25 protein-coding genes are annotated in these 24,279 nt (G+C 56.3%); 18 read left to right on the plus strand and 7 right to left on the minus strand.

Annotated elements, in window-relative coordinates; genetic code table 11:
• Positions 1–60: 60 nt before the first annotated feature.
• The 5 genes from ACWPW2_RS12170 to ACWPW2_RS12190 all read right to left on the minus strand — a co-directional run bounded on the left by ACWPW2_RS12170 (position 61) and on the right by ACWPW2_RS12190 (position 8,110).
• Positions 61–3,711 (minus strand): glycosyltransferase, encoded by a 3,651-nt coding sequence (locus tag ACWPW2_RS12170; RefSeq protein WP_454123215.1) that lies wholly within the window; start codon positions 3,709–3,711, stop codon positions 61–63.
• Positions 3,712–3,904: 193 nt separating this feature from the next.
• Positions 3,905–4,810, minus strand: coding sequence for a flagellin N-terminal helical domain-containing protein (locus tag ACWPW2_RS12175; RefSeq protein ID WP_124967950.1), 906 nt, complete (start codon positions 4,808–4,810; stop codon positions 3,905–3,907).
• A gap of 199 nt (positions 4,811–5,009) precedes the next feature.
• Entirely contained in the window at positions 5,010–5,915 is a 906-nt protein-coding gene (locus ACWPW2_RS12180; RefSeq protein WP_454123216.1) for a flagellin N-terminal helical domain-containing protein, read from the minus strand.
• A gap of 201 nt (positions 5,916–6,116) precedes the next feature.
• Positions 6,117–7,022: a flagellin N-terminal helical domain-containing protein gene (locus ACWPW2_RS12185; protein ID WP_454123218.1), complete on the minus strand. Its 906-nt coding sequence runs from the start codon at positions 7,020–7,022 to the stop codon at positions 6,117–6,119.
• 182 nt (positions 7,023–7,204) lie between these two features.
• Entirely contained in the window at positions 7,205–8,110 is a 906-nt protein-coding gene (locus ACWPW2_RS12190) for a flagellin N-terminal helical domain-containing protein (RefSeq protein ID WP_279793166.1), read from the minus strand.
• 245 nt (positions 8,111–8,355) lie between these two features.
• Here ACWPW2_RS12190 and fliD point away from each other — a divergent pair, with 245 nt between their 5' ends.
• The 3 genes from fliD to fliT are packed head-to-tail and all read left to right on the plus strand — an operon-like array spanning position 8,356 to position 10,557.
• Positions 8,356–9,765, plus strand: a complete 1,410-nt coding sequence (gene fliD / locus ACWPW2_RS12195) for a flagellar filament capping protein FliD (RefSeq protein ID WP_454123220.1) — start codon at positions 8,356–8,358, stop codon at positions 9,763–9,765.
• A gap of 22 nt (positions 9,766–9,787) precedes the next feature.
• Complete coding sequence (gene fliS, locus ACWPW2_RS12200) at positions 9,788–10,198, plus strand: flagellar export chaperone FliS (protein WP_023479156.1); 411 nt, start codon at positions 9,788–9,790, stop codon at positions 10,196–10,198.
• A complete protein-coding gene (fliT, locus tag ACWPW2_RS12205; RefSeq protein ID WP_023479115.1) occupies positions 10,198–10,557 on the plus strand; it encodes a flagella biosynthesis regulatory protein FliT in 360 nt (119 codons plus the stop codon). The genes fliS and fliT overlap by 1 nt, the downstream gene beginning before the upstream one ends.
• Before the next feature lie 66 nt (positions 10,558–10,623).
• Here fliT and yedD read toward each other — a convergent pair whose 3' ends face one another.
• A complete protein-coding gene (gene yedD, locus ACWPW2_RS12210; RefSeq protein ID WP_023479220.1) occupies positions 10,624–11,034 on the minus strand; it encodes a lipoprotein YedD in 411 nt (136 codons plus the stop codon).
• 206 nt (positions 11,035–11,240) lie between these two features.
• Between yedD and yedE the strand changes: the two genes are divergently transcribed.
• Together yedE and yedF are read left to right on the plus strand one after the other, a co-directional pair.
• Positions 11,241–12,452: a selenium metabolism membrane protein YedE/FdhT gene (gene yedE / locus ACWPW2_RS12215; RefSeq protein ID WP_454123223.1), complete on the plus strand. Its 1,212-nt coding sequence runs from the start codon at positions 11,241–11,243 to the stop codon at positions 12,450–12,452.
• Positions 12,449–12,679, plus strand: a complete 231-nt coding sequence (yedF, locus tag ACWPW2_RS12220) for a sulfurtransferase-like selenium metabolism protein YedF (RefSeq protein ID WP_034812490.1) — start codon at positions 12,449–12,451, stop codon at positions 12,677–12,679. The genes yedE and yedF overlap by 4 nt, the downstream gene beginning before the upstream one ends.
• Positions 12,680–12,771: 92 nt before the next feature.
• Here the strand turns inward: yedF and fliE are convergent, their stop codons facing one another.
• A complete protein-coding gene (fliE, locus tag ACWPW2_RS12225; protein ID WP_023479201.1) occupies positions 12,772–13,083 on the minus strand; it encodes a flagellar hook-basal body complex protein FliE in 312 nt (103 codons plus the stop codon).
• Positions 13,084–13,309: 226 nt separating this feature from the next.
• Between fliE and fliF the strand changes: the two genes are divergently transcribed.
• The 13 genes from fliF (at position 13,310) to fliR (ending at position 24,012) form a co-directional block, all read left to right on the plus strand.
• Positions 13,310–15,013, plus strand: a complete 1,704-nt coding sequence (fliF, locus tag ACWPW2_RS12230; RefSeq protein WP_023479094.1) for a flagellar basal-body MS-ring/collar protein FliF — start codon at positions 13,310–13,312, stop codon at positions 15,011–15,013.
• Positions 15,003–16,001 (plus strand): flagellar motor switch protein FliG, encoded by a 999-nt coding sequence (gene fliG / locus ACWPW2_RS12235; protein ID WP_023479131.1) that lies wholly within the window; start codon positions 15,003–15,005, stop codon positions 15,999–16,001. The genes fliF and fliG overlap by 11 nt, the downstream gene beginning before the upstream one ends.
• Positions 15,994–16,716 carry a flagellar assembly protein FliH gene (fliH, locus tag ACWPW2_RS12240; protein WP_023479100.1) on the plus strand — a complete coding sequence of 241 codons (723 nt, stop codon included), beginning with the start codon at positions 15,994–15,996 and terminating at the stop codon, positions 16,714–16,716. The genes fliG and fliH overlap by 8 nt, the downstream gene beginning before the upstream one ends.
• The gene (gene fliI, locus ACWPW2_RS12245) at positions 16,716–18,086 is read left to right on the plus strand and encodes a flagellar protein export ATPase FliI (protein WP_023479135.1); all 1,371 of its coding nucleotides are present in this window, start codon (positions 16,716–16,718) and stop codon (positions 18,084–18,086) included. The genes fliH and fliI overlap by 1 nt, the downstream gene beginning before the upstream one ends.
• A 20-nt stretch (positions 18,087–18,106) precedes the next feature.
• Positions 18,107–18,550, plus strand: a complete 444-nt coding sequence (fliJ, locus tag ACWPW2_RS12250) for a flagellar export protein FliJ (RefSeq protein ID WP_042712910.1) — start codon at positions 18,107–18,109, stop codon at positions 18,548–18,550.
• A complete protein-coding gene (fliK, locus tag ACWPW2_RS12255; RefSeq protein WP_454123228.1) occupies positions 18,547–19,827 on the plus strand; it encodes a flagellar hook length control protein FliK in 1,281 nt (426 codons plus the stop codon). Before fliJ ends, fliK begins: the two co-directional genes overlap by 4 nt.
• A 101-nt stretch (positions 19,828–19,928) precedes the next feature.
• Positions 19,929–20,396 (plus strand): flagellar basal body-associated protein FliL, encoded by a 468-nt coding sequence (gene fliL, locus ACWPW2_RS12260; RefSeq protein WP_042712913.1) that lies wholly within the window; start codon positions 19,929–19,931, stop codon positions 20,394–20,396.
• A 4-nt stretch (positions 20,397–20,400) separates the two neighbouring features.
• Entirely contained in the window at positions 20,401–21,405 is a 1,005-nt protein-coding gene (gene fliM / locus ACWPW2_RS12265; protein ID WP_054803160.1) for a flagellar motor switch protein FliM, read from the plus strand.
• Positions 21,402–21,818: a flagellar motor switch protein FliN gene (fliN, locus tag ACWPW2_RS12270; RefSeq protein ID WP_023479148.1), complete on the plus strand. Its 417-nt coding sequence runs from the start codon at positions 21,402–21,404 to the stop codon at positions 21,816–21,818. The genes fliM and fliN overlap by 4 nt, the downstream gene beginning before the upstream one ends.
• 7 nt (positions 21,819–21,825) lie before the next feature.
• A complete protein-coding gene (fliO, locus tag ACWPW2_RS12275) occupies positions 21,826–22,200 on the plus strand; it encodes a flagellar biosynthetic protein FliO (RefSeq protein ID WP_054803161.1) in 375 nt (124 codons plus the stop codon).
• Entirely contained in the window at positions 22,200–22,937 is a 738-nt protein-coding gene (gene fliP / locus ACWPW2_RS12280) for a flagellar type III secretion system pore protein FliP (RefSeq protein ID WP_023479117.1), read from the plus strand. The genes fliO and fliP overlap by 1 nt, the downstream gene beginning before the upstream one ends.
• Before the next feature lie 8 nt (positions 22,938–22,945).
• A complete protein-coding gene (gene fliQ, locus ACWPW2_RS12285; RefSeq protein WP_023479157.1) occupies positions 22,946–23,215 on the plus strand; it encodes a flagellar biosynthesis protein FliQ in 270 nt (89 codons plus the stop codon).
• A gap of 8 nt (positions 23,216–23,223) precedes the next feature.
• The gene (gene fliR, locus ACWPW2_RS12290; protein ID WP_076770093.1) at positions 23,224–24,012 is read left to right on the plus strand and encodes a flagellar biosynthetic protein FliR; all 789 of its coding nucleotides are present in this window, start codon (positions 23,224–23,226) and stop codon (positions 24,010–24,012) included.
• Positions 24,013–24,279 lie beyond the last annotated feature (267 nt).

Raw genomic sequence — 24,279 nt, forward strand, 5'->3', positions numbered from 1 at the left:
TTGCGATAGACGCTAATAAAAAAGGGAGGCCATCTGGCCTCCCTTTTTACATATTGCGCGCTACTTTTCTGTCGGCAACCAGCCGTGACGCCACTCGTCCAGCCCGCTGTCACGTAGATACCAGTGCTGATGCACGGCTTCGCGCAGCGCGTCGCCATGGCGATGGCGTAAATCCGCGTCGTTAATATAGGCCTGCACGGCGTTCATCCACTCTTTAAAGCGGTTTTCCACCAGCGTCACCGGAAGATCACAGCGGTACGGTTCAATATTGGTGGCAATAATCGGCACGCCACAGGTGCCAATCTCCAGCAGGCGCAGATTACTTTTACACTCGTTGAACTGGTTGATTTCCAGCGGCACCAGCGCGAGATCAAGATTGAGGCTCGCCAGCTTTTCCGGGTAGAGTTCGAAAGGCACGCCGGGATGGAACTCGCACTGCACGTTGCGCGGTTTCATGCCCATAAAGACCCACTCAACCTGCCCTTCAAGCGCCTTGATAAGCGGCAGCAGGATCTCCAGATCGCCGCTGTGCGAACTGCCGCCTGCCCAGCCGACGCGCACCTTTTTCCCCACCCCGCGTTCACTGCGTAAATGCCCCCACTGATGAGGTGCCAGCCGGTTTTGCGCAATACGGATGTCAGAATGGAAACGGCTGTAAGCCTCCGCCAGCGGCGCGGTCGAGACCACCAGCCAGTCGGCGCTGTCCACCACTTTTCTGAAGCTTTTAATCATTTGCTGTGGGAAATGCTGCCGGTTGCCATTCTTTAACGGTACGTTCAGCAGGTAGTCATCATACTCCAGCACGATTTTCGCAGCGCTGACTTCGCGTAACTGCCTGAAAATATCAGGGAAGCGACTGCCGGTAATCAGTTCCAGCAGAATAACGTCCGGCCGTAATTGTGCGGCCTCCATCACACCGGGAATGGTGTTGATCAGTCCGCCCTCCAGCATCAAATGGCGCTCCATCGCTTTAAACGGCTGCATAACACGGTGATGCCCGCCGCCAACCCAGTTAATATGATGCGCCATTACCACCGGCAGCGGCCGCCCCGGTAATGGCGGGTGCAGCCGGGCCATGCTGTCGCTCAGGGTGAAGGCTTTGCCCATCTTTTGCATTAACGGATGGTAAGAGGGTTCTGCCAAAAGCCCCTGCTGCCACTCTTTGCGCAATGTCGCATAATCCTCCAGCAACGGGCGCTCCTGCACGCCGATCTTGCTGCCCAGCAGCCGCGTTGCCCCGCCCATATGTTTGACGCGGGCGTAAGGTGTCCAGACATTGAGATAGCCGAGCTTTTGCGCCCGCAAGCCAAGATCAACGTCGGCAAAATAGAGCGGATATTTCTCCTCGGTAAAGCCATTAAGGGCGTAAAACACCTCTTTACGCACCATCATGCAGGCCGCGCTGACCGCCGCCAGGTTACGCGGCGTTTTCAGGAAGTGGTTAAAACCGCTGCTCTGGCTGTCGGCACCGTCGAAAGCAACTTCGACGCCATGCTGCACGCCGAGGAGATACCCGCCGTGCTGAATACGGCCATCCTGGTACTCAAGCCTGGCGCCAACCAGTGCCACTTCCGGGCGCAGCGTCTGCTCCAGTAAGCTATCAAGCCAGTCGCCGTCGATGATTTCACAATCATTATTGAGGAACACCAGCACATCACCGCGCGCCTGCTGGGCCGCAGCATTATTGATCCCCGCGTAGTTAAACGCCGCGTCATAACGCAGAATGCGCACCTGATCGATGCCAAGCCCGGCAAGATCGTTAAGGAAACGACAGGCATCCTCCTCGACGGACTGGTTATCTACGATCAGCACTTCATAGTGCGGGTAACGCGTCTTCTCCATCAGACTCTCAATGCAGCGCTTAAGCAGTGCAAAGCGATCGCGGGTCGGAATAATAATGGAGATAAGCGGCGTGACACCCCAATGGTAGCGAAGGCGTTTTATCGCCGGGGCGTTGCCCTCCTCCAGCGAGGCGTTGATACCGAGGCGCTGCAGATGCGCAAGCAGCACCTCGCCGCACTCGTCGGTCACCGCCGGATCCGCATACCAGGCTGCCGCTTTTTGCGGGTTCTCCACCAGAACTTCCGCCACGCGCCCCAGCGCCTGCGCCCCCTGCGCTTCAACAAAGCGCCACAGCAGATCGATCATCGCCGCCTGCGGATAGTGTGAATTGAGGCCACCAAGCTGTTGCGCCGCTTCACGTGAGAAGAGCAGCACGCGCCCGATATAGGGAAAACCGCGCAGTAAATCAATATTCACTTCCGGGCGCAGCGTCAGCTCAGGATCGTTGCCCTCACCCTGCGTCATCTCATCGCAGTAGAAGAGCAAGGCGTCTGGCTGATGCAGCGCTTGCCCGACGAAACGCAACAGCGCGTCGTCGCGTAAGGTATAGCCCGCAGGAATAAACAGCATCGACCCGGCTTCGCGCGTGGTAAGCAGCGCGTTCACGGCCGCAGGCCAGCCACTCTCTTCGGCAATCACATCAATGCTGGCGGGTGCCAGCGACTGGCTCTCAACCGACGCTCTGGTTTTCGCCGCCTGCGCACCTTCGCCAAGAATAATAACGCCGAGGGTGGCTTTGTGCGGATACGCTGCGGCAAAGGAGAGCAGCGCCTCGCGGCGGGCATCGCTGAGCTTACGATCGTCAAACCAGCGGGTAAGAGAGTAATCGCTGGTCTGCTGCTGGGCCAGCACCGCTTTACTGTGAAAATGCAGGGTGTAGCGCTCTTTTTCATCGATCAGCAGCGGCTTCTCTGACAAAGGTTGCGCCAGCAGGCTGTCGAGCTGGGTCTCCAGTGTCCATTTAGTGGCGAAATGTTCCCGCTGAGCCTGGCTCCATTTCAGCGCTTCGGCATAGCCGTTTTGCAGCAGGTCGACCCACTCCTCGGCATCCGGACAGTTGCGCAGCGTGAGCGCGCTAAAATGTTCCGCCTCATGCTGAGCGACGTTATTGTCACCCAGGTAGCCTTCCACATAGCCCTGGTTGACCAGAAACAGCGGAATGCCGAGGGCTAGCGCTTTCGCTACACTCTCTTCGTTGCCGATGATGACATCGTACTGCTCAAGCCCAGCGGGCTCGATACGCTCAACCTGCTGGCTGAGATCGAACCACTCAATCTTGATGCCCGCTTCCCACGCCCGGGACTGAACCTCATACATCTCTGTTGACATCGACGGTGCCATAAAGAGCGCACGGGTAAGTTTTTGCGGCTCACGCGTACGCACGTACTGCGCAAAGCGGCGCGGCACGCACCACGGCATGGTTTTAAGCTGGGCCGGATCGATCCCCGTTTGCAATAACATGGCGGAGGTGCGCGGCGAGAGATTGAGCGTCACGGCAGCGAGACGGTTTTCCAGCGCGACACCCCAGGGAATGTAGATGTCATTGTAATCGCTGTAGTGCCGGAAGATCATCGCCCCGCTCAGGCGTCCGGCGCTCAGGGCGTCGAGTAACTTCTCACTGAAAAAGCCGCGGTAGATCCAGATAACGTGGTAATGGCTGGCAGGCTCGCCCTGCTTATCGGTGATAAGCGCGAAGCGGCCTGTTGCCGTCAGACGCGCAATTTCGTGACCCAACGCTTTACCCGCCGTCGGGCAAATGACCTCGACGTGCCAGCCGGATTCGATTAGCGCGTCAGCAATATCAATAAGTTCAGCCGCAGGCTGCGTGAACGCGTCGAAGCTATCAATACTGATTAATATGGTGTGCATCCGTCATCCTCAACCGGTTTTACCTCGTCCCGCTACGGCGGGCGCAAGTGTAGTTATGGTTATTGTGCGGGAATGGCTGCGTTTCGAGGGGGAAATAACGTTATTGAAAAGGGCTTAAATCTGGCGATTGTCTGGCGTGTTGCATAAAAAAAGCGCCGGCAAGCGGCGCTTTTTGTACTGTGTGATCTGCGGATTAACGCAGCAGGGACAGCATGGTCTGCGGAACCTGGTTGGCCTGGGCCAGCACGGAAGAACCGGCCTGCTGCAGGATCTGCGCGCGGGACATGTTCGACACTTCGGTCGCGTAGTCGGAGTCCTGAATACGGCTGCGGGCAGATGACAGGTTGCTCACGGTGTTGTTCAGGTTGGTGATGGTGGATTCAAAACGGTTCTGGGACGCACCCAACAGGCTGCGCTGGGAGTCAACCGATTTGATCGCCGCATCGATATCCGCCAGCGGAGAGCCGTCGGTGGTGCCGCCGCTGCTTACGGTACCCTGAAGCACATCGAAGCCTTCAGCTGCAGTAGCACGGGCGTTGCCGTTGATGGTCTGGCCGGTAGTCTGTGCAGTGGCGCCGGTGGCGTTGTACAGGTTGTAAGAGTTGGAAGAGCTCAGGCTGATGGAGATCTTTTCGTTGTCTTTAGAACCCACCTGGAAGTCATAGCTGCTGCTGCCGGTACCGGTGTTCAGCACTTTGATGCCGTTGAAGTCAGTCTGGGTGGTCACGCGGTTCACTTCTTCCATACGCTGGTTAACTTCAGCCTGGATGGAGTCGATGTCGGACGCGGAGTTAGAGCTGTTCTGTGCCTGAACGGTCAGGTCACGGATACGCTGTAAGTTGTTGTTGATTTCGCCCAGCGCGCCTTCAGCGGTCTGTGCCAGGGAGATACCGTCGTTGGCGTTACGCGCTGCAACACCCAGACCATTGATGTTAGAGGTGAAACGGTTTGCGATCGCCTGACCAGCAGCATCATCTTTTGCACTGTTGATACGCAGACCGGAAGAGAGACGCTCAATAGCGGTGCCCAGAGAAGACTGTGATTTAGTCAGGTTGTTCTGGGTCGTGAGCGACAGGGTGTTAGTATTGATAACAGCCATGATAGTTATCCTTCAGTGAGAAATTTATATTCCGGTAAGCGCCAGCGGCTTCATCACCGTCATAATTGTTATCGACGACTCCGGCGAACTCTTTAGTCTTTTTTATGTTTTTTGAACAAATTCTGCCGAAAAAAGAAGCAGCGCAGAAAATAAAAAAGCGCCGGCAAGCGGCGCTTTTTTGTACTGTGTGATCTGCGGATTAACGCAGCAGGGACAGCATGGTCTGCGGAACCTGGTTGGCCTGGGCCAGCACGGAAGAACCGGCCTGCTGCAGGATCTGCGCGCGGGACATGTTCGACACTTCGGTCGCGTAGTCGGAGTCCTGAATACGGCTGCGGGCAGATGACAGGTTGCTCACGGTGTTGTTCAGGTTGGTGATGGTGGATTCAAAACGGTTCTGGGACGCACCCAGCAGGCTGCGCTGGGAGTCAACCGATTTGATCGCCGCATCGATATCCGCCAGCGGAGAGCCGTTGGTAGCGCCGCCGCTGCTTACGGTACCCTGAAGCACATCGAAGCCTTCAGCTGCAGTAGCACGGGCGTTGCCGTTGATGGTCTGGCCGGTAGTCTGTGCAGTGGCGCCGGTGGCGTTGTACAGGTTGTAAGAGTTGGAAGAGCTCAGGCTGATGGAGATCTTTTCGTTGTCTTTAGAACCCACCTGGAAATCGTAGCTGCTACTGCCGGTACCGGTGTTCAGCACTTTGATGCCGTTGAAGTCAGTCTGGGTGGTCACGCGGTTCACTTCTTCCATACGCTGGTTAACTTCAGCCTGGATGGAGTCGATGTCGGACGCGGAGTTAGAGCTGTTCTGTGCCTGAACGGTCAGGTCACGGATACGCTGCAGGTTGTTGTTGATTTCGCCCAGCGCGCCTTCAGCGGTCTGTGCCAGCGAGATACCGTCGTTGGCGTTACGCGCTGCAACACCCAGACCATTGATGTTAGAGGTGAAACGGTTTGCGATCGCCTGACCAGCAGCATCATCTTTTGCACTGTTGATACGCAGACCGGAAGAGAGACGCTCAATAGCGGTACCCAGAGAAGACTGTGATTTAGTCAGGTTGTTCTGGGTCGTGAGCGACAGGGTGTTAGTATTAATAACAGCCATGATAGTTATCCTTCAGTGAGAAATTTATATTCCGGTAAGCGCCATCGGCTTCATCACCGTCATAATTGTTATCGACGACTCCTGCGAACTCTTTAGTCTTTTTTATGTTTTTTGAACAAATTCTGCCGAAAATAAAGCCAGCACAGAAAATAAAAAAAGCGCCGGCAAGCGGCGCTTTTTTTGTACTGTGTAAACTGCGGATTAACGCAGCAGGGACAGCATGGTCTGCGGAACCTGGTTGGCCTGGGCCAGCACGGAAGAACCGGCCTGCTGCAGGATCTGCGCGCGGGACATGTTCGACACTTCGGTCGCATAGTCGGAGTCCTGAATACGGCTGCGGGCAGACGACAGGTTGCTCACGGTGTTGTTCAGGTTGGTGATGGTGGATTCAAAACGGTTCTGGGACGCACCCAGCAGGCTGCGCTGGGAGTCAACCGATTTGATCGCCGCATCGATATCTGCCAGCGGAGAGCCGTCGGTAGCGCCGCCGCTGCTTACGGTACCCTTAAGCACATCGAAGCCTTCAGCTGCGGTGCTACGGGCATTACCGTTGATGGTCTGGCCGGTAGTCTGTGCAGTGGCGCCGGTGGCGTTGTACAGGTTGTAAGAGTTGGAAGAGCTCAGGCTGATAGAGATAGTTTCGTTATCTTTCGCGCCAACCTGGAAGCTGTAGCTGCTGCTGCCGGTACCGGTGTTCAGCACTTTGATGCCGTTGAAGTCGGTCTGGGTGGTCACGCGGTTCACTTCTTCCATACGCTGGTTAACTTCAGCCTGGATGGAGTCGATGTCGGACGCGGAGTTGGAGCTGTTCTGTGCCTGAACGGTCAGGTCACGGATACGCTGCAGGTTGTTGTTGATTTCGCCCAGCGCGCCTTCAGCGGTCTGTGCCAGGGAGATACCGTCGTTGGCGTTACGCGCTGCAACACCCAGGCCATTGATGTTGGAGGTGAAACGGTTAGCAATTGCCTGACCAGCAGCATCATCTTTTGCACTGTTGATACGCAGACCGGAAGAGAGACGCTCAATAGCGGTGCCCAGAGAAGACTGAGATTTAGTCAGGTTGTTCTGGGTCGTCAGCGACAGGGTGTTAGTATTAATAACAGCCATGATAGTTATCCTTAAGTAAGAAATTTATATTCCGGTAAGCGCCAGCGGCTTCATCACCGTCCAAGTAGTTATCGACGGGCCTTGCGAACTCTTTAGTTCTTTTTGCTTCTTTTTATCTTTTATTTTTCAGACAAATAAAAAGCGCCGGCAAGCGGCGCTTTTTTGTACTGCGTAAGCGGTGATTAACGCAGCAGGGAGAGCATGGTCTGCGGAACCTGGTTGGCCTGGGCCAGTACGGAAGAACCGGCCTGCTGCAGGATCTGCGCGCGGGACATGTTCGACACTTCGGTCGCATAGTCGGAGTCCTGAATACGGCTGCGGGCAGACGACAGGTTGCTCACGGTGTTGTTCAGGTTGGTGATGGTGGATTCAAAACGGTTCTGGGATGCACCCAGCAGGCTGCGCTGGGAGTCAACCGATTTGATCGCCGCATCGATATCCGCCAGCGGAGAGCCGTTGGTAGCGCCGCCGCTGCTTACGGTACCCTGAAGCACATCGAAGCCTTCGGCTGCGGTGCTACGGGCGTTGCCGTTGATGGTCTGGCCGGTAGTCTGTGCAGTGGCGCCGGTGGCGTTGTACAGGTTGTAGGCGTTAGAGGAGCTCAGGCTGATAGAGATAGTTTCGTTATCTTTCGCGCCAACCTGGAAGCTGTAGCTGCTGGTGCCGGTACCGGTGTTCAGCACTTTGATGCCGTTGAAGTCGGTCTGGGTGGTCACGCGGTTGATCTCTTCCATACGCTGGTTAACTTCAGCCTGGATGGAGTCGACATCGGACGCGGAGTTAGAGCTGTTCTGTGCCTGAACGGTCAGGTCACGGATACGCTGCAGGTTGTTGTTGATTTCGCCCAGCGCGCCTTCAGCGGTCTGTGCCAGCGAGATACCGTCGTTGGCGTTACGCGCTGCGACGGACAGGCCATTGATATTGGAAGTAAAGCGGTTGGCGATAGCCTGGCCCGCGGCATCATCTTTCGCACTGTTGATACGCAGACCGGAAGACAGGCGCTCAATAGCGGTGCCCAGAGAAGACTGAGATTTAGTCAGGTTGTTCTGGGTCATCAGCGACAGGGTGTTAGTATTAATAACAGCCATGATGTATTTCCTTCATAAAAAAAAGTTATCAGATTCAGGCATCTGCCTACGGCTTTCTCACCGTTAACCAGATTATCGACCGGACGAAAACAACCTTTAGAAAAAAAGATCATTTTTTTAAAGCGACAAACTGCCCCTGATTCACCCTCTTTATTTCGCCATTGCTTTAAAAAAAAGCTTCTAATCTTTTCACCATCGCTGCCGATACTCTCCACAGTGATTGTCTAAAACTGAAGGATGATGAAATGGCAACTATTAGTTCACTCGGCGCAGGCACCAGCCTGGATCTCAATACGTTGTATGACAATTTGCAGACGGCAGAGCAGACCAAGTTGACGCCTATTACGGCTCAGCAGTCCTCTTATAAAGCCAAGCTGACTGCCTGGGGCGTGGTGCAAACCTCCCTCAACAAACTGCAAACGGCGGCGGACGCACTGAAAAACACCTCGGCGATCGCAGGGACGAAAGTGTCGAGCACCAATACCGCGTTTACCGCCACGCTTTCCAATAGCGCGTCGGCGGGAACGTACTCTATTGAAGTGAGCGCGCTGGCGGCGTCGCAGTCGCTGCTGAGCCCGAAAGTGGCCAGTAAAGATACCGATTTAGGCGACCAGAGCCTGGATTCGCGCACAATTACCATCACGCAGCCGGGACAGAAAACCCCGATGACCGTGACGCTGGATAAAGATAAGACCAGCCTTGCGGATATGCGCGATGCGATTAACGCCAAACAGGGCAGCGTTACCGCCAGTATCATCAAAGCGGACGATAACAGTTACTACCTGTCGCTGACCTCGCGCGACAGCGGCACCACCAACCAGATGACCATCACCACCAATGATGCGGAGCTGGCGAAATACGTTAGTTATGATTCAACGAATACCGGCAGTGCCAGCAATGTGATGACGCAGCAGGTGGCGGCTAACGATGCAAAAGTCAAAATCAACGGCATCGATATTACCCGTAGCAGCAACACCATCACCGATGCGCCGGAAGGCGTGACGCTGACGCTGAACAAGCTGACTACCGGTACGCCGGAAACCCTGTCGGTGACGAAAGATAACGCACCGATGACCGCAGCGATTCAGGCGTATGTTGATGCGTATAACTCACTGCAAACCACCATTGGTAACCAGACCAAATATACCGCGGTGGATCAAGGCAGTACTCAGAACACCTCTAACGGTGATCTGCTGGGTGACGGTACGCTGCGTAACATTCAGACGCGTCTGCGCTCTCAGCTCTCTGCATCACAGTCTGGTAACGATAGTTTTGCCGTGCTGTCGCAGTTGGGCATTACCCAGGATGTGAACGGAAAACTGGCCGTTGACAGCACCAAGCTTGAAAAAGCGCTGAATGAAAAATCCGCCGATGTGGTGACCTTCCTCTCCGGCGATGGCAAAACAACGGGCTTTGCTACCCAGGCCAGCAATCTGCTGAAAGATATCCTGGGCAGTAACGGTAGCATCCAGAATGCGACCGACGGCATTAACAAAACCCTGAAGCGCCTGGATACGCAATATAAGGCGGTCAGTGACCAGATTACGGCCACCATGGCGCGCTACAAAACGCAGTTCACCAGTTTGAGCCAGTTAGTCTCCTCCATGACATCGACAGGGAACTATCTGACACAGCAGTTTAATGCAATGAGTTAATAACCATTAGTTGAGGTTGGACATGTATACGAAATCGGGAATTCAGGCTTATGCTCAGGTCGGCGTCGAAAGCGCCGTGATGAGCGCGAGCCCGCATCAACTCGTGGTATTGCTTTTTGATGGCGCGCTAAGCGCCATGAAAAAAGCCGCGATCCTGATTGAGCAGGGAGATATCCCCGGTAAAGGACAGGCGCTTACAAAGGCAATTAATATCATTAACAACGGATTGCGCGCAGGTCTCGACCATGAAGTCGGTGGCGAACTTACGGCAAACCTGGACAGTCTTTATGACTACATGACACGACGTCTTTTACAGGCAAATCTCCATAATGACCTCGCCGCTATTGATGAAGTCACCCTGTTGCTGAGCAATATTGCTGATGCCTGGAAAGAGATTGGCCCCACTCATCAAAACGCGCGGGACACTTACTAATGGAAGCAAATCTCGGGTTGCTCCACCACTATCAGCAACTGTTGGCCACCAGCCGTACCATGCTCAACCTTGCTAAGGAAGGGCGTTGGGACGAACTTATCAGCTACGAACTGGGGTACGTTACCTCGGTTGAGAAGCTGACGCAGTTCCAGGACTCGAGCGAAGCAGCGCCTCATGTGCAGGCGCAAATTCGTCCGATGCTTAAGCAAATCCTGGATAATGAAGTGTTATTGAAAACATTGTTAAACCAGCGAATGGACGAGCTGAGGACATTGGTTGGTCAAACTTCCCGACAACATAACCTGAATTCGACATATGGACGTCTTTCCGGAAATATTCTCTTCCCCAATGAGATGTAAATCTCATTAGCGGCGGGTGCTGTGGTTTCCCCCTCACCCGCCACGCTTTCCTCTTTTAAGCGCGACCTAGCGTTTACTATCCAGACCCGCTTTCTCCAGCGCCTGTTGGCACTCGACGGTCGGTTTATCGGTACGCGACAGCGTCAGGCCATCAAACTCCAGCGTATTGCCTTCCTGATTTAAACGGTAAACGTCCAGCTTCTGCGTAACGTTATAGAAAGTACCGCCATCCAGCATCAGTTTGCCGGGAACCGCAATCACGCGCTGCCACTGGCGGCAGTCGAGAGTATCGCCCTGCGGCGTCACAATCAGGCTGGCGATCGCCTCCGGGCTGACCAGGCTACTCTGCGGCCCCGTTGATTGCCAGTAACCCGCTAATCCTGCGGGCGCCGGGTGTTTCACCACCGCCTGATAGTTATCCACCTGCACGCAGCCGCTCAGCAGCAGCATCGCGCCGAGAATCATACGCTTTTTCATTCTTCATCCTGCTCGTGAAAAAAAGCGATTGTGGCATTAAAGGCCGCGCCTCGCCACCCTTTCGCCGCGAGAGAACAACTTTGATCTACGCCAGGTTTTTGCCCTATTGTGCAGCGGTTCAGGCGTGAAGACGTGTATCATCCCGCTTCTTTTGTACGACTTTTCTGTACGTCCCCATACCTTCTGAGTTCAGAGGCTTTTTTACTATGTCATGGCAACACTTCAAAGACCGCTTCCTTATTAAGTTCTGGTCTCCTGTTCCGGCGGTGATCGCGGCCGGTATTCTCTCTACCTACTATTTCGGCATTACCGGCACCTTCTGGGCGGTGACCGGCGAGTTTACCCGCTGGGGCGGTCAGTTATTGCAACTGGCCGGTGTGCACACCGAAGAGTGGGGCTACTTCAAAATTATCCACCTCGAGGGCACGCCGCTGACGCGCATCGACGGCATGATGATTATCGGCATGTTCGGCGGCTGTTTTGCCGCCGCGCTGTGGGCAAATAATGTGAAACTGCGTATGCCGCAGAACCGCATCCGCATCGCGCAGGCGATTGTTGGCGGCATTATTGCCGGGTTTGGCGCGCGGCTGGCGATGGGCTGTAACCTTGCGGCCTTCTTTACCGGGATCCCACAGTTCTCTCTCCACGCCTGGTTTTTCGCCATCGCCACGGCGATTGGCTCCTGGTTCGGCGCGCGCTTTACCCTGCTGCCGCCGTTCCGCATTCCGGTGAAGATGCAGAAAGTCTCTGCCGCCTCGCCGCTCACCCAGAAGCCGGATCAGGCGAAGCGCCGTTTTCGTCTCGGTATGCTGGTGTTTACTGGCATGCTCGGCTGGGCGCTGTTAACGGCGATGAATCAGCCGAAGCTGGGGCTGGCAATGCTCTTCGGCGTCGGTTTTGGTCTGCTGATTGAGCGGGCGCAAATCTGCTTTACCTCGGCGTTCCGCGATATGTGGATCACCGGGCGCACGATGATGGCGAAGGCGATCATCTTTGGCATGGCGGCGAGCGCCATCGGCATTTTCAGCTATGTGCAGCTGGGGCTGGAAGCGAAAATCATGTGGGCAGGCCCCAATGCGGTGCTCGGCGGCCTGCTGTTCGGTTTTGGTATTGTGCTGGCGGGCGGGTGTGAAACGGGCTGGATGTACCGCGCCGTCGAAGGCCAGGTGCACTACTGGTGGGTCGGGCTGGGTAACGTGATTGGCTCAACCCTCCTTGCGTATTTCTGGGACGATCTCGCGCCGACGCTTGCCACCAGCTGGGACAAAATCAACCTGCTTAACACTTTCGGGCCGCTCGGCGGTCTGCTGGTCACCTATCTTCTGTTACTGGCCGCGTTTCTCTTTGTGGTCGGCTGGGAGAAACAGTTCTTCCGCCGCCAGAAACCTGCCGCCAACCCTGCGAAGGAGCCTGCATGAGCATTGTGCCTGATTACCGTCTCGATATGAGCGGCGAACCCTGCCCCTACCCGGCGGTAGCAACGCTTGAAGCGATGCCGCAGCTGAAAAAAGGGGAAATTCTCGAAGTGGTGAGTGATTGCCCGCAGTCGATTAACAACATTCCGCTGGATGCGCGCAACCACGGCTACACGGTGCTGGATATTCAGCAGGATGGGCCAACCATCCGCTATCTGATTCAGAAGTAGCCCTCTTTTGCGCCGCAGCCCGCGGCGCAAGCAATAAAAAAAACCAGGCGGGAGTGCTCCGGCCTGGTTTTTTTTATCTCTGCGGCTGTGAACTACAGCTGCATATTCATGATGTCCTGGTAAGCAGAAACCAGTTTGTTACGCACCTGGATGCCCATCTGCAGCGAGATCGAAGATTTCTGCAAATCGGTCATCACGTCATTCAGCGCCACGCCCGGCTCGCCAAGCGTAAATTTCTCCGCCTGTACACGTGCGGCGTTCTGCGTGTCGCTGATGCGATCCAGCGCCGCGTGCAGTTGCCCGGCGAAGCTGATAGACGGTTCGCTCTCCACGCTCTGAGCACGCGCAATACCTGCAGTTGCCTGCAGCTGACTGACGACGCTCTCAATGCCCTGTATAGCCATTGTTATTCCCCGGATGGATTGATACCTGACAAGGCTAACAGTTTGTCAATGAGATGATGGCGGTAAATAGCGTCAAAAAACCAGGTTATTTGAGGCATAGAAAAATCCATTTCATCAAATAATGACATCGCCATCTTAATGGTCATTTGTCGAGTTTGCCGACCCGGGAGTCCGATTTGTTTCTCAACTCACATAACAACATCCACCCAGAGTCACGAGGTGCACAATGAGTGCGACTGCAACAACTGCACCGCAGAATAAATCTCTTGAGTGGATCAACCGCTTACGCGCGAACCCAAAAATTCCGTTGATGGTGGCCGCGGCAGCAGCCTGCGCCATCATTGTCGCTATGGTGCTGTGGGCGAAATCGCCGGATTACCGCACCCTTTATAGCAACCTGTCCGATCAGGACGGCGGTGCCATCGTTACGCAGTTAACGCAGATGAATATCCCCTACCGCTTTGCTGACGGCAGCGGCGCGATTGAAGTGCCCGCTGACAAGGTGCACGAGCTGCGCCTGCGTCTCGCCCAGCAAGGTCTGCCGAAAGGCGGCGCGGCGGGTTTTGAACTGCTGGATCAAGAGAAGTTTGGTATCAGCCAGTTCAGCGAGCAGGTTAACTACCAGCGCGCGCTGGAAGGCGAACTGGCCCGCACTATCGAAACGCTCGGTCCGGTAAAAGGCGCGCGTATTCACCTGGCGATGCCAAAACCGTCGCTGTTCGTGCGTGAGCAGAAATCCCCTTCCGCGTCGGTCACGGTCAATTTACAACCGGGCCGTGCGCTGGATGATGGTCAGATCAGCGCTATCGTTCACCTGGTCTCCAGCGCCGTTGCGGGCCTGCCGCCGGGCAACGTGACCGTTGTCGATCAGAGCGGTCGCCTGCTGACGCAGTCTGGCGTTGCCGGTCGCGATCTGAATGACGCGCAGCTGAAATACACCGCCGATGTCGAAAACCGCGTTCAGCGTCGTATCGAAGCGATCCTCGGCCCTATCGTCGGTAACGGTAACGTTCACGCTCAGGTAACTGCCCAGCTGGACTTCGCCAGCAAAGAGCAGACTGAAGAGCAGTACGCACCGAACGGCGGCGACCCGGCACAAGCGGTGCTGCGTTCACGCCAGGTTAACAGCAGTGAGCAGATTGGTGGTCAGTATCCGGGCGGCGTGCCTGGCGCGCTCTCCAACCAGCCGGCTCCGGCTAACTCTGCGCCGATTACTACGCCGCAGAATGGTCAGAACGGTCAGCAGAATGCGCAGGGCCAGCAGCAGGGTCAGCAGACGACCTCGACCAATACCGCAGCAAGCGGCCCGCGTAACACGACGCATAATGAAACGAACAACTATGAAGTCGATCGCACCATTCGTCACACCAAGATGAATGTTGGCGATGTGCAGCGCCTCTCTGTCGCCGTGGTGGTGAACTACCGCACGCTGGCCGATGGCAAAACTGCCGCACTGACCGCCGATCAGCTGAAACAGATTGAAGATTTGACCCGCGAAGCGATGGGTTACACCGAGAAACGCGGTGACACGCTGAACGTTGTGAACTCGCCGTTCAACATGACCGATGATGTCGGTGGTGAGCTTCCGTTCTGGCAACAGCAGTCGTTTATCGACCAGCTGATGACCGCAGGTCGCTGGTTACTGGTACTGATTGTCGCCTTCATCCTGTGGCGTAAAGCGGTCCGTCCGCAGCTGGTTCGCCGCCAGGAAGAAGCGAAAGCGGTGCAGGAAGCGGCACAAGCGCGCAATGAAATTGAAGAGTCCGTGGAAGTACGCCTCAGCAAAGATGAGCAACAGCAGCAGCGCCGCAGTAATCAGCGTCTGAGCGCCGAGGTCATGAGCCAGCGTATTCGCGAAATGTCAGATAACGATCCGCGCGTCGTGGCGCTGGTCATTCGCCAGTGGATGAGTAACGAACATGAGCAATAATCTTACCGGAACGGACAAGAGCGTCATTCTGCTGATGACCATTGGTGAAGATCGCGCGGCTGAGGTGTTCAAGCACCTCTCCGCCCGCGAAGTCCAGCACTTAAGTACCGCAATGGCCAGCGTGCGTCAGATCTCTAACAAACAGCTGATGGACGTATTACAGGAGTTTGAGAACGAAGCGGAACAGTTCGCGGCGCTGAACGTCAACGCCAACGACTACCTGCGCTCCGTCCTGGTAAAAGCGCTCGGCGAAGAGCGCGCCTCCAGCCTGCTGGAAGATATTCTCGAAACGCGCGATACCACCAGCGGCATCGAAACGCTCAACTTTATGGAGCCGCAGAGTGCCGCCGACCTTATCCGCGACGAGCACCCGCAGATTATCGCCACCATCCTTGTGCACCTCAAACGGTCGCAGGCGGCGGATATTCTTGCCCTGTTTGATGAGCGTATGCGTCACGATGTGATGCTGCGTATCGCCACCTTCGGCGGCGTACAGCCTGCCGCGCTGGCGGAGCTGACCGAAGTGCTGAACAACCTGCTCGACGGCCAGAACCTCAAGCGCAGCAAAATGGGCGGCGTGAGAACCGCAGCGGAAATCATCAACCTGATGAAGACGCAGCAGGAAGAAGCGGTTATTACCGCAGTACGCGAATTCGACGGCGAGCTGGCACAGAAGATCATCGACGAGATGTTCCTGTTCGAAAACCTGGTGGATGTCGACGACCGCTCTATCCAGCGCCTGCTGCAGGAAGTGGATTCCGAATCGCTGCTTATCGCCCTCAAAGGCGCCGAGCCGCCGTTGCGCGAGAAGTTCCTGCGCAACATGTCGCAGCGTGCGGCAGATATCCTGCGCGACGACCTGGCCAACCGCGGTCCGGTTCGCCTCTCGCAGGTGGAAAACGAACAGAAAGCTATCCTGCTCATCGTTCGCCGTCTGGCGGAAACCGGCGAGATGGTAATTGGCAGCGGCGAGGATACCTATGTCTAATGAATTGCCGTGGAAACGCTGGACGCCGGATGATCTGGCGTTCCCGCAGGCAGCTGAATTCGCTCCCCTGCTGAAGCAGGAAAAAACCACTTCGCTCTATGAGAGCGAAGAGACAGAGCAGGACGAACTGAGCGCCGAGCAGCTGCAACAGCAGCAGCTGGCGCAGATCCAGATGCAGGCGCACGAAAGCGGCTACAACGCCGGTCTCGCCGAAGGACGCAAAGCGGGTTATGACGCGGCGTTTCAGGAAGGGCTTGCCCAGGGTATGGAGCAGGGTCTGAACCAGGCTCGTCAGCAGCAGGCCCCGATCCACGCCCGCATGCAACAGCTGGTGAGTGAATTCCAGTACACGCTGGATGCCCTCGATAGCGTGATCGCCTCCCGCCTGATGCAGATGGCGCTGGAAGCCGCGCGCCAGGTGCTCGGCCATGCGCCGGTGGTGGACAACAGCGCACTAATCAAACAGATCCAACTACTATTACAGCAGGAGCCGCTGTTTAGCGGCAAACCGCAGTTGCGCGTCCACCCGGACGATTTGCAGCGCGTTGAAGAGATGCTTGGCGCAACGCTCAGTCTGCACGGCTGGCGTCTGCGCGGCGACCCGACCCTGCATCAGGGCGGCTGCAAAGTCTCCGCCGATGAGGGCGATTTAGATGCCAGCGTCGCCACACGCTGGCAGGAACTGTGCCGTCTGGCGGCACCCGGAGTCGTGTAATGACCGCACGTTTAACCCGCTGGCTGACCACGCTGGATAATTTCGAACACAAAATGACGCAGCTCCCGTCGGTGCGTCGTTACGGTCGGCTGACCCGCGCCACCGGTCTGGTGCTGGAAGCAACCGGGTTACAGCTGCCGCTCGGCGCAACGTGCATTATTGAGCGTCAGGATGGTCTGGAGACCCGTGAAGTCGAGAGCGAAGTCGTCGGCTTTAACGGCCAGCGCCTGTTTCTGATGCCGTTAGAAGAAGTGGAAGGCATTCTGCCCGGCGCGCGCGTCTATGCCCGCAGCGCATTAGGCGATGGTTTACAAAGCAGCAAACAGCTGCCGCTCGGCCCTGCCCTGCTCGGCCGCGTACTCGATGGGGCTGGCAAACCTCTCGACAGCCTGCCCGCACCTGATACCGGTGAAACCGGGGCGCTAATCACGCAACCTTTTAACCCCCTGCAACGTACCCCGATTGAACATGTGCTTGATACCGGCGTGCGCGCCATCAATGCGCTGTTAACGGTCGGGCGCGGTCAGCGTATGGGTCTGTTCGCCGGTTCCGGCGTCGGTAAGAGCGTGCTGTTAGGCATGATGGCCCGTTACACCCAGGCAGACGTGATTGTCGTCGGCCTTATTGGTGAACGTGGCCGCGAAGTAAAAGACTTTATTGAGAACATCCTCGGCGCTGAAGGCCGTGCGCGTTCAGTGGTGATCGCCGCGCCTGCGGATGTCTCTCCTTTATTACGTATGCAGGGTGCGGCGTACGCCACGCGTATTGCGGAAGACTTCCGCGATCGCGGCCAGCATGTGCTGCTGATCATGGACTCCCTGACCCGTTATGCGATGGCGCAGCGTGAGATCGCCCTGGCGATTGGCGAGCCACCAGCGACCAAAGGCTACCCGCCTTCGGTATTTGCCAAACTGCCGGCGCTGGTAGAGCGCGCGGGTAACGGTATTCACGGCGGCGGTTCTATCACCGCCTTTTACACCGTGCTTACCGAAGGGGATGACCAGCAGGATCCGATCGCCGACTCGGCGCGCGCCATCCTTGATGGTCACATTGTGTTATCCCGCCGACTGGCGGAAGCCGGACACTATCCGGCGATTGATATCGAAGCGTCCATCAGCCGTGCGATGACCGCTTTGATCTCTGAGCAACATTACGCGCGCGTGCGCAACTTTAAACAGTTGTTGTCAAGCTTCCAGCGTAACCGCGATCTGGTGAGCGTCGGCGCTTACGCGCGCGGCAGCGATCCGATGCTGGATAAAGCCATTTCACTGTGGCCGCAGCTGGAAGCGTTTCTGCAACAGGGCATTTTCGAACGTGCCGGGTGGGAAGATTCAATGCAGGCTTTAGAGCTTATCTTCCCGGGTGTTTGAGGTAGTGGAGAGCTGACTTTATGACGCAAAACAGCGCATTAACGACGCTAAAGGATCTGGCGGAAAAAGAGGTCGACGACGCCGCACTGAAACTGGGTGAGATGCGACGCGCCTGCCAGCAGGCTGAAGAGCAGTTAAAAATGTTGATCGATTATCAGCATGAGTACCGCAACAGCCTGAACAACACCATGAGCCAGGGGATAGATAACCAGCGCTGGCAGAACTACCAGCAGTTTATTCAGACGCTGGAGAAAGCCATTGAACAACATCGTCTGCAACTGAAGCACTGGAACGAAAAAGTCGATTTCGCGCTCGGCTGCTGGCGAGAGAAGAAACAGCGTTTACAAGCCTGGCAAACCCTGCAGGATCGCCAGAGCGCCGCGGCGTTACTGGCGGAAAACCGTCTTGATCAGAAAAAAATGGATGAGTTTGCACAACGAGCGTCATCGAGGAAAACAGAATGATCACTCTGCCAAAACTGGTAGTTACTCAAACCGACGATGTCGCAACCGGCGCATCAGCGGGTAAAGCAGGCGCTGATGGCGCACAAGATTTTCTCGGTCTGCTGACCGGTGCGCTTTCGGGTATGCAAAATCCAGGCAGCGATGCCCCGGTGACGCTGGCCGATCTGCAGGCGGCCGCCCTGAGCGGTAAATTGCCAAAAGGTGCCCTCAACGCGACCGGCGTGGCGGCGGCTGGCGGTGACGCACGCGCGCAAACCCCGGCGCAGAAGCTGGCGGATCTGCTCGCGCGCCAGGATGCAAAAGCGGAGATCGTTGCCAGCGCCCAGAGCGATGAAGAGATTGCGAAACTCTTCTCCGGCCTGACACCCGCGGCGAAAACCGATGTGCTCGCCGCGTTAAGCAAAACGGCGAAAGCCAGCGATGTTGAAGCCGACAGCGACACGCCGAATGAAGATTTAGCCGGACTGAGCGCGCTGATGGCGATGCTGCCGCATCAACAAGCAGCTCAGCTCAGCACAGAGGCAAAACCGACGGCTATGACCACCGCCATTGATGCTGGCGCAAGCGCGAAAACCGCCCTTGCAGGCCGCACGCTGAGCGACGCCGTGGATAGCGATCAGCCGCGCGGCAACGGGAAAACCGATACCGCAGCAAACGGCGTACCGTTTAAAGCGGCGGATGACGGCCAGCAGAATGCGCCGATCGCCTCGACCTTTACCGTTAAACGCGAGCACGAAACCGCAGCGCTGCAAACTACCAACACCACCGCCAGCATGGCACCGGTGTCGAGCGCCGTCAGCGGCGCGCAGGCCAGCGCTCCGGTAGCCGCGTCGGTTATCAGCGCCCCGCTTGGCAGCCACGAGTGGCAGCAGAATATTAGCCAGCACGTGACGCTCTTTACCCGCCAGGGCCAGCAGAGCGCCGAGCTGCATCTGCATCCGGAAGATCTGGGCCAGGTGCAAATCTCGATTAAGCTTGAAGATAACCAGGCGCAGCTGCAGATGGTTTCCGCCCACAGCCATGTGCGTCAGGCGCTGGAAGCGGCGCTGCCGATGCTGCGAACCTCCCTTGCGGAGAACGGCATCCAGCTTGGCCAGAGCTATATCAGCAGCGAAAGCTTCGCAGGCCAGCAACAGCAGGCCTCTCAGCAGCAACAGCAGCCTTCGCGTACCGGTAATAATGGCACGTTTGGCGGCGAAGAAGATGAAGCCATCGTTGCGCCGGCCAGCCTGCAATCCGCCGCTCGCGGCACTGGCGCAGTCGATATCTTCGCCTAAACGGCAGAGGTAGCATGATTATCCCCGTCTTTTCCACCCTTTGACCGGAGCAGGACACGGGATAATCATCGCATAAGCTGTTAACAGGAAGCCCGTATCAGATGACTGACTCCGCTATCACAAAAAAACGCAAGCGCTCTATCTGGATCCCGCTGCTGGTTTTAATCACACTCGCGGCATGCGCCGCGGCTGGCTATAGTTACTGGCGTATGCAGCAAAAACCTGCGGCTGATGCCAAGGTAGAAGCGCCACCGCCGCCGGCACCGGTCTTTTTCGCACTCGACACCTTTACGGTGAACCTGGGTGATGCGGATCGCGTGCTTTACGTCGGCATTACGCTGCGTCTGAAAGATGACGCCACGCGTGCACGACTGAGCGAATATCTGCCGGAAGTACGTAGCCGCCTGCTGATGCTCTTCTCACGTCAGGATGCCGCACAACTTGCGACCAACGAAGGCAAGCAGAACCTTGCTAACGCGATTAAAGAGACAATCGCAACGCCACTAGTGCCAGGACAACCGAAGCAGGAAGTCACTGACGTTCTTTATACAGCTTTCATTTTGCGGTAAAGACATGGGCGATAGTATTCTTTCTCAGGCAGAAATCGATGCGCTACTCAACGGCGACAGCGATAACAGCGATGATCCGAAACCGGGTAAAACGGGCGATAGCGATATTCGCCCCTATGACCCGAATACCCAGCGCCGCGTCGTTCGTGAACGTCTGCAGGCGCTGGAGATCATCAACGAACGTTTCGCGCGCCAGTTCCGTATGGGGTTGTTCAACCTGCTGCGTCGTAGCCCGGACATCACCGTCGGCGCGATCCGCATTCAGCCCTATCATGAGTTTGCGCGTAACTTACCCGTACCGACTAACCTTAACTTGATCCACTTAAAACCCCTGCGCGGTACCGGCCTGTTTGTTTTCTCGCCGAGCCTGGTGTTTATCGCAGTGGATAACTTGTTTGGTGGCGACGGGCGTTTTCCGACTAAGGTAGAAGGCCGCGAATTTACGCACACCGAACAGCGCGTGATCAACCGCATGCTGAAGCTGGCGCTTGAAGGCTACAGCGACGCGTGGAAAGCGATTCACCCGCTGGATGTCGAGTATGTGCGTTCTGAGATGCAGGTGAAGTTTACCAACATCACCACGTCGCCCAACGATATCGTTGTGAATACGCCGTTCCATGTTGAGATCGGTAACCTGACAGGTGAGTTTAATATCTGTCTGCCGTTCAGCATGATTGAACCGCTGCGCGAAACGCTGGTGAACCCGCCGCTGGAGAACTCACGTAATGAGGACCAGAACTGGCGTGACAACCTGGTGCGCCAGGTTCAGCACTCTGAGCTGAATTTGATTGCCAATTTCGCCGACATTCCCCTGCGCCTGTCGCAGATACTTAAGCTCAAACCCGGCGATGTGCTGCCGATTGATAAACCCGATCGCATTATCGCTCATGTGGACGGCGTACCGGTGCTTACCAGCCAGTACGGCACGGTCAACGGACAATATGCGTTACGTGTAGAGCACTTGATAAACCCGATTTTGAATTCGCTGAATGAGGAACAGCCCAAATGAGTGATATGAACAATCCGTCCGATGACAACAACGGAGCACTGGACGATCTGTGGGCTGACGCGTTGAACGAACAAAAGAACCCGCCGGCAACCAAGAGCGCGGCCGATGCCGTGTTCCAGCAGCTGGGCGGTGGCGAAGTGGGCGGCAATCTGCAGGATATCGATCTGATTATGGATATCCCGGTGAAGCTGACCGTCGAACTGGGCCGTACCCGGATGACCATCAAAGAGCTGCTGCGCCTGACGCAGGGTTCGGTGGTTGCCCTTGACGGTCTGGCGGGCGAGCCGCTGGATATCCTGATCAACGGTTATTTGATTGCACAGGGTGAAGTGGTGGTGGTCGCCGATAAATATGGCGTGCGCATTACCGATATCATCACCCCGTCCGAGCGTATGCGTCGTTTGAGCCGCTGAGGCACGTATGAAGACACAGGCCACGGTTTCGCAACCGTCCGCCGTTTCCGGTTCGCCACTTATTCAGGTGAGTGGCGCACTGTTTGGCATCATCGCCGTGATTTTACTCGTGGCGTGGCTGGCCAAACGCTTCGGCTTTGGCGGCAAGACCGCCAGCAGCCGGGGATTAAAAGTCACCGCCAGCGCCGCGGTCGGCACGCGTGAGCGCGTGGTGATCGTCGATGTTGAAGATGCACGTCTGGTTCTGGGCGTAACGCCCACCCACATCAATTTGTTGCACAAACTTCCTCCCGCCCCCGTCGACAGTGACGCTGTGAACGAGAAAAACGTCGATTTTCAGGCCGTGATGAAGAATCTGCTTAAGCGTTCCGGGAGATCGTGATGCGCCGTTTGTTATCTATCGCCGCCGCCGGGTTGTGGCTGGCGGCGCCTGCCGCATTTGCCCAGTTACCGGGCCTGATCAGTCAGCCGATGGCGGGTGGCGGTCAATCCTGGTCGCTGCCGGTGCAGACGCTGGTGTTTATCACCTCGCTCACCTTCCTACCCGCCATTCTGCTGATGATGACCAGTTTTACCCGCATCATCATCGTGTTTGGCCTGCTGCGTAACGCCCTCGGCACGCCCTCCGCGCCGCCGAACCAGGTGCTGCTCGGGCTGGCGCTGTTTCTGACCTTTTTTATTATGTCGCCGGTGATCGATAAGATTTACGCCGACGCCTATCAGCCGTTCAGCGAGAACAAAATCTCTGTGGATGTCGCGCTGGAGCGCGGCGCGCAGCCGCTGCGTGAGTTTATGCTGCGCCAGACCCGTCAGGCTGACCTGGCCCTCTTCGCTCGTCTCGCTAACAGCGCGCCGATTGAAGGCCCGGAAGCGGTACCAATGCGTATTCTGCTCCCGGCGTACGTGACCAGCGAGCTGAAGACCGCGTTCCAGATTGGCTTTACCATCTTTATTCCGTTTTTGATTATCGACCTGGTGATCGCAAGCGTGCTGATGGCGCTCGGGATGATGATGGTGCCGCCTGCGACCATTGCGCTGCCGTTTAAATTAATGCTGTTTGTACTGGTGGATGGCTGGCAGTTGCTGGTCGGTTCGCTGGCGCAAAGCTTTTACAGTTAGGAGCGGCAATGACACCCGAATCGGTCATGATGATGGGCACCGAGGCGATGAAAGTCGCCCTTGCCCTCGCCTCTCCGCTGCTGTTGATTGCGCTGATCACCGGGCTTGTGATCAGCATTTTGCAGGCGGCAACGCAGATCAACGAAATGACGCTGTCGTTTATTCCGAAGATCATCGCCGTGTTTGTCACCATCGTAGTAGCCGGGCCGTGGATGCTGAATCTGCTGCTTGATTACATGCGTACCCTGTTCAACAACATTCCTTACATCATCGGGTAATCCGGCCTATGTTGAACGTCACCAGCGACCAGTGGCTGCACTGGATCAGTATGTACTTCTGGCCGCTGCTGCGCGTGATGGCGCTGATCATGACCGCGCCGATCCTGAGCGAATCGCGCATTCCCCGCCGCATTAAAGTCGGTCTGGGAATTGTCATTACCATCGTTATCGCCCCGACGCTGCCGGATACGCCCGATATCGGTATCTTTGCGCCCGCAGCGCTGTGGGTGGGGATGCAACAAATTCTGATCGGCATTGCGCTCGGCTTCACCATGCAGTTCGCCTTTGCCACGATTCGTCTCGCCGGTGAGCTGATTGGCCTGCAGATGGGGCTGTCGTTTGCCACCTTTGTCGACCCGACCAGCCACCTAAACATGCCGGTGCTGGCGCGCATTCTCGATATGCTGGCACTGCTGCTGTTTATGACTTTTAACGGCCATCTGTGGCTGATTTCGATGCTGGTCGACACCTTTCACACCCTGCCGATCGGCGGTAACCCGGTCAACAGCAATGCGTATCTGGCGCTGACGCGCGCGGCGGGGATGATTTTTATCAATGGCTTAATGCTGGCGCTGCCGATTATTACCCTGTTACTGACCATCAACCTCTCCCTTGGTTTGCTGAACCGTATGGCACCGCAGCTGTCGGTGTTTGTTATCGGTTTCCCTGTCACATTGAGCGTCGGTATTCTGCTCATCTCGGCAATGATGCCGCTGATCGCGCCATTCTGCGAACGTCTCTTCAGTGAGATCTTCGATCTGCTGGCAGATATCGTCAGCGAACTGCCGCAGAGATAGTACCCCTCTGCTTTGCAGTGTCATCCTGAGGATAATCCTAAAGTGAAATTTTAAAAACAGTCACCAGGATAACCCTGGCGCGGCTTATTTGTTTTTAGCATTCTCACAGAACGCAACATTTACTTTACTTTAAGATGATTCCTGGCAAATTATACGTAACTTTACGGGATAGTGGATTCGCCTGAGGTCTTCCCATGCACTTCAGTAATATATTCCTGTATGGCTTCTGAAGCTTCTGGCGGGTGGTGAATTATCGTTACGCATTGA

The organism is Kosakonia sp. Marseille-Q7440 (genome assembly GCF_965119485.1).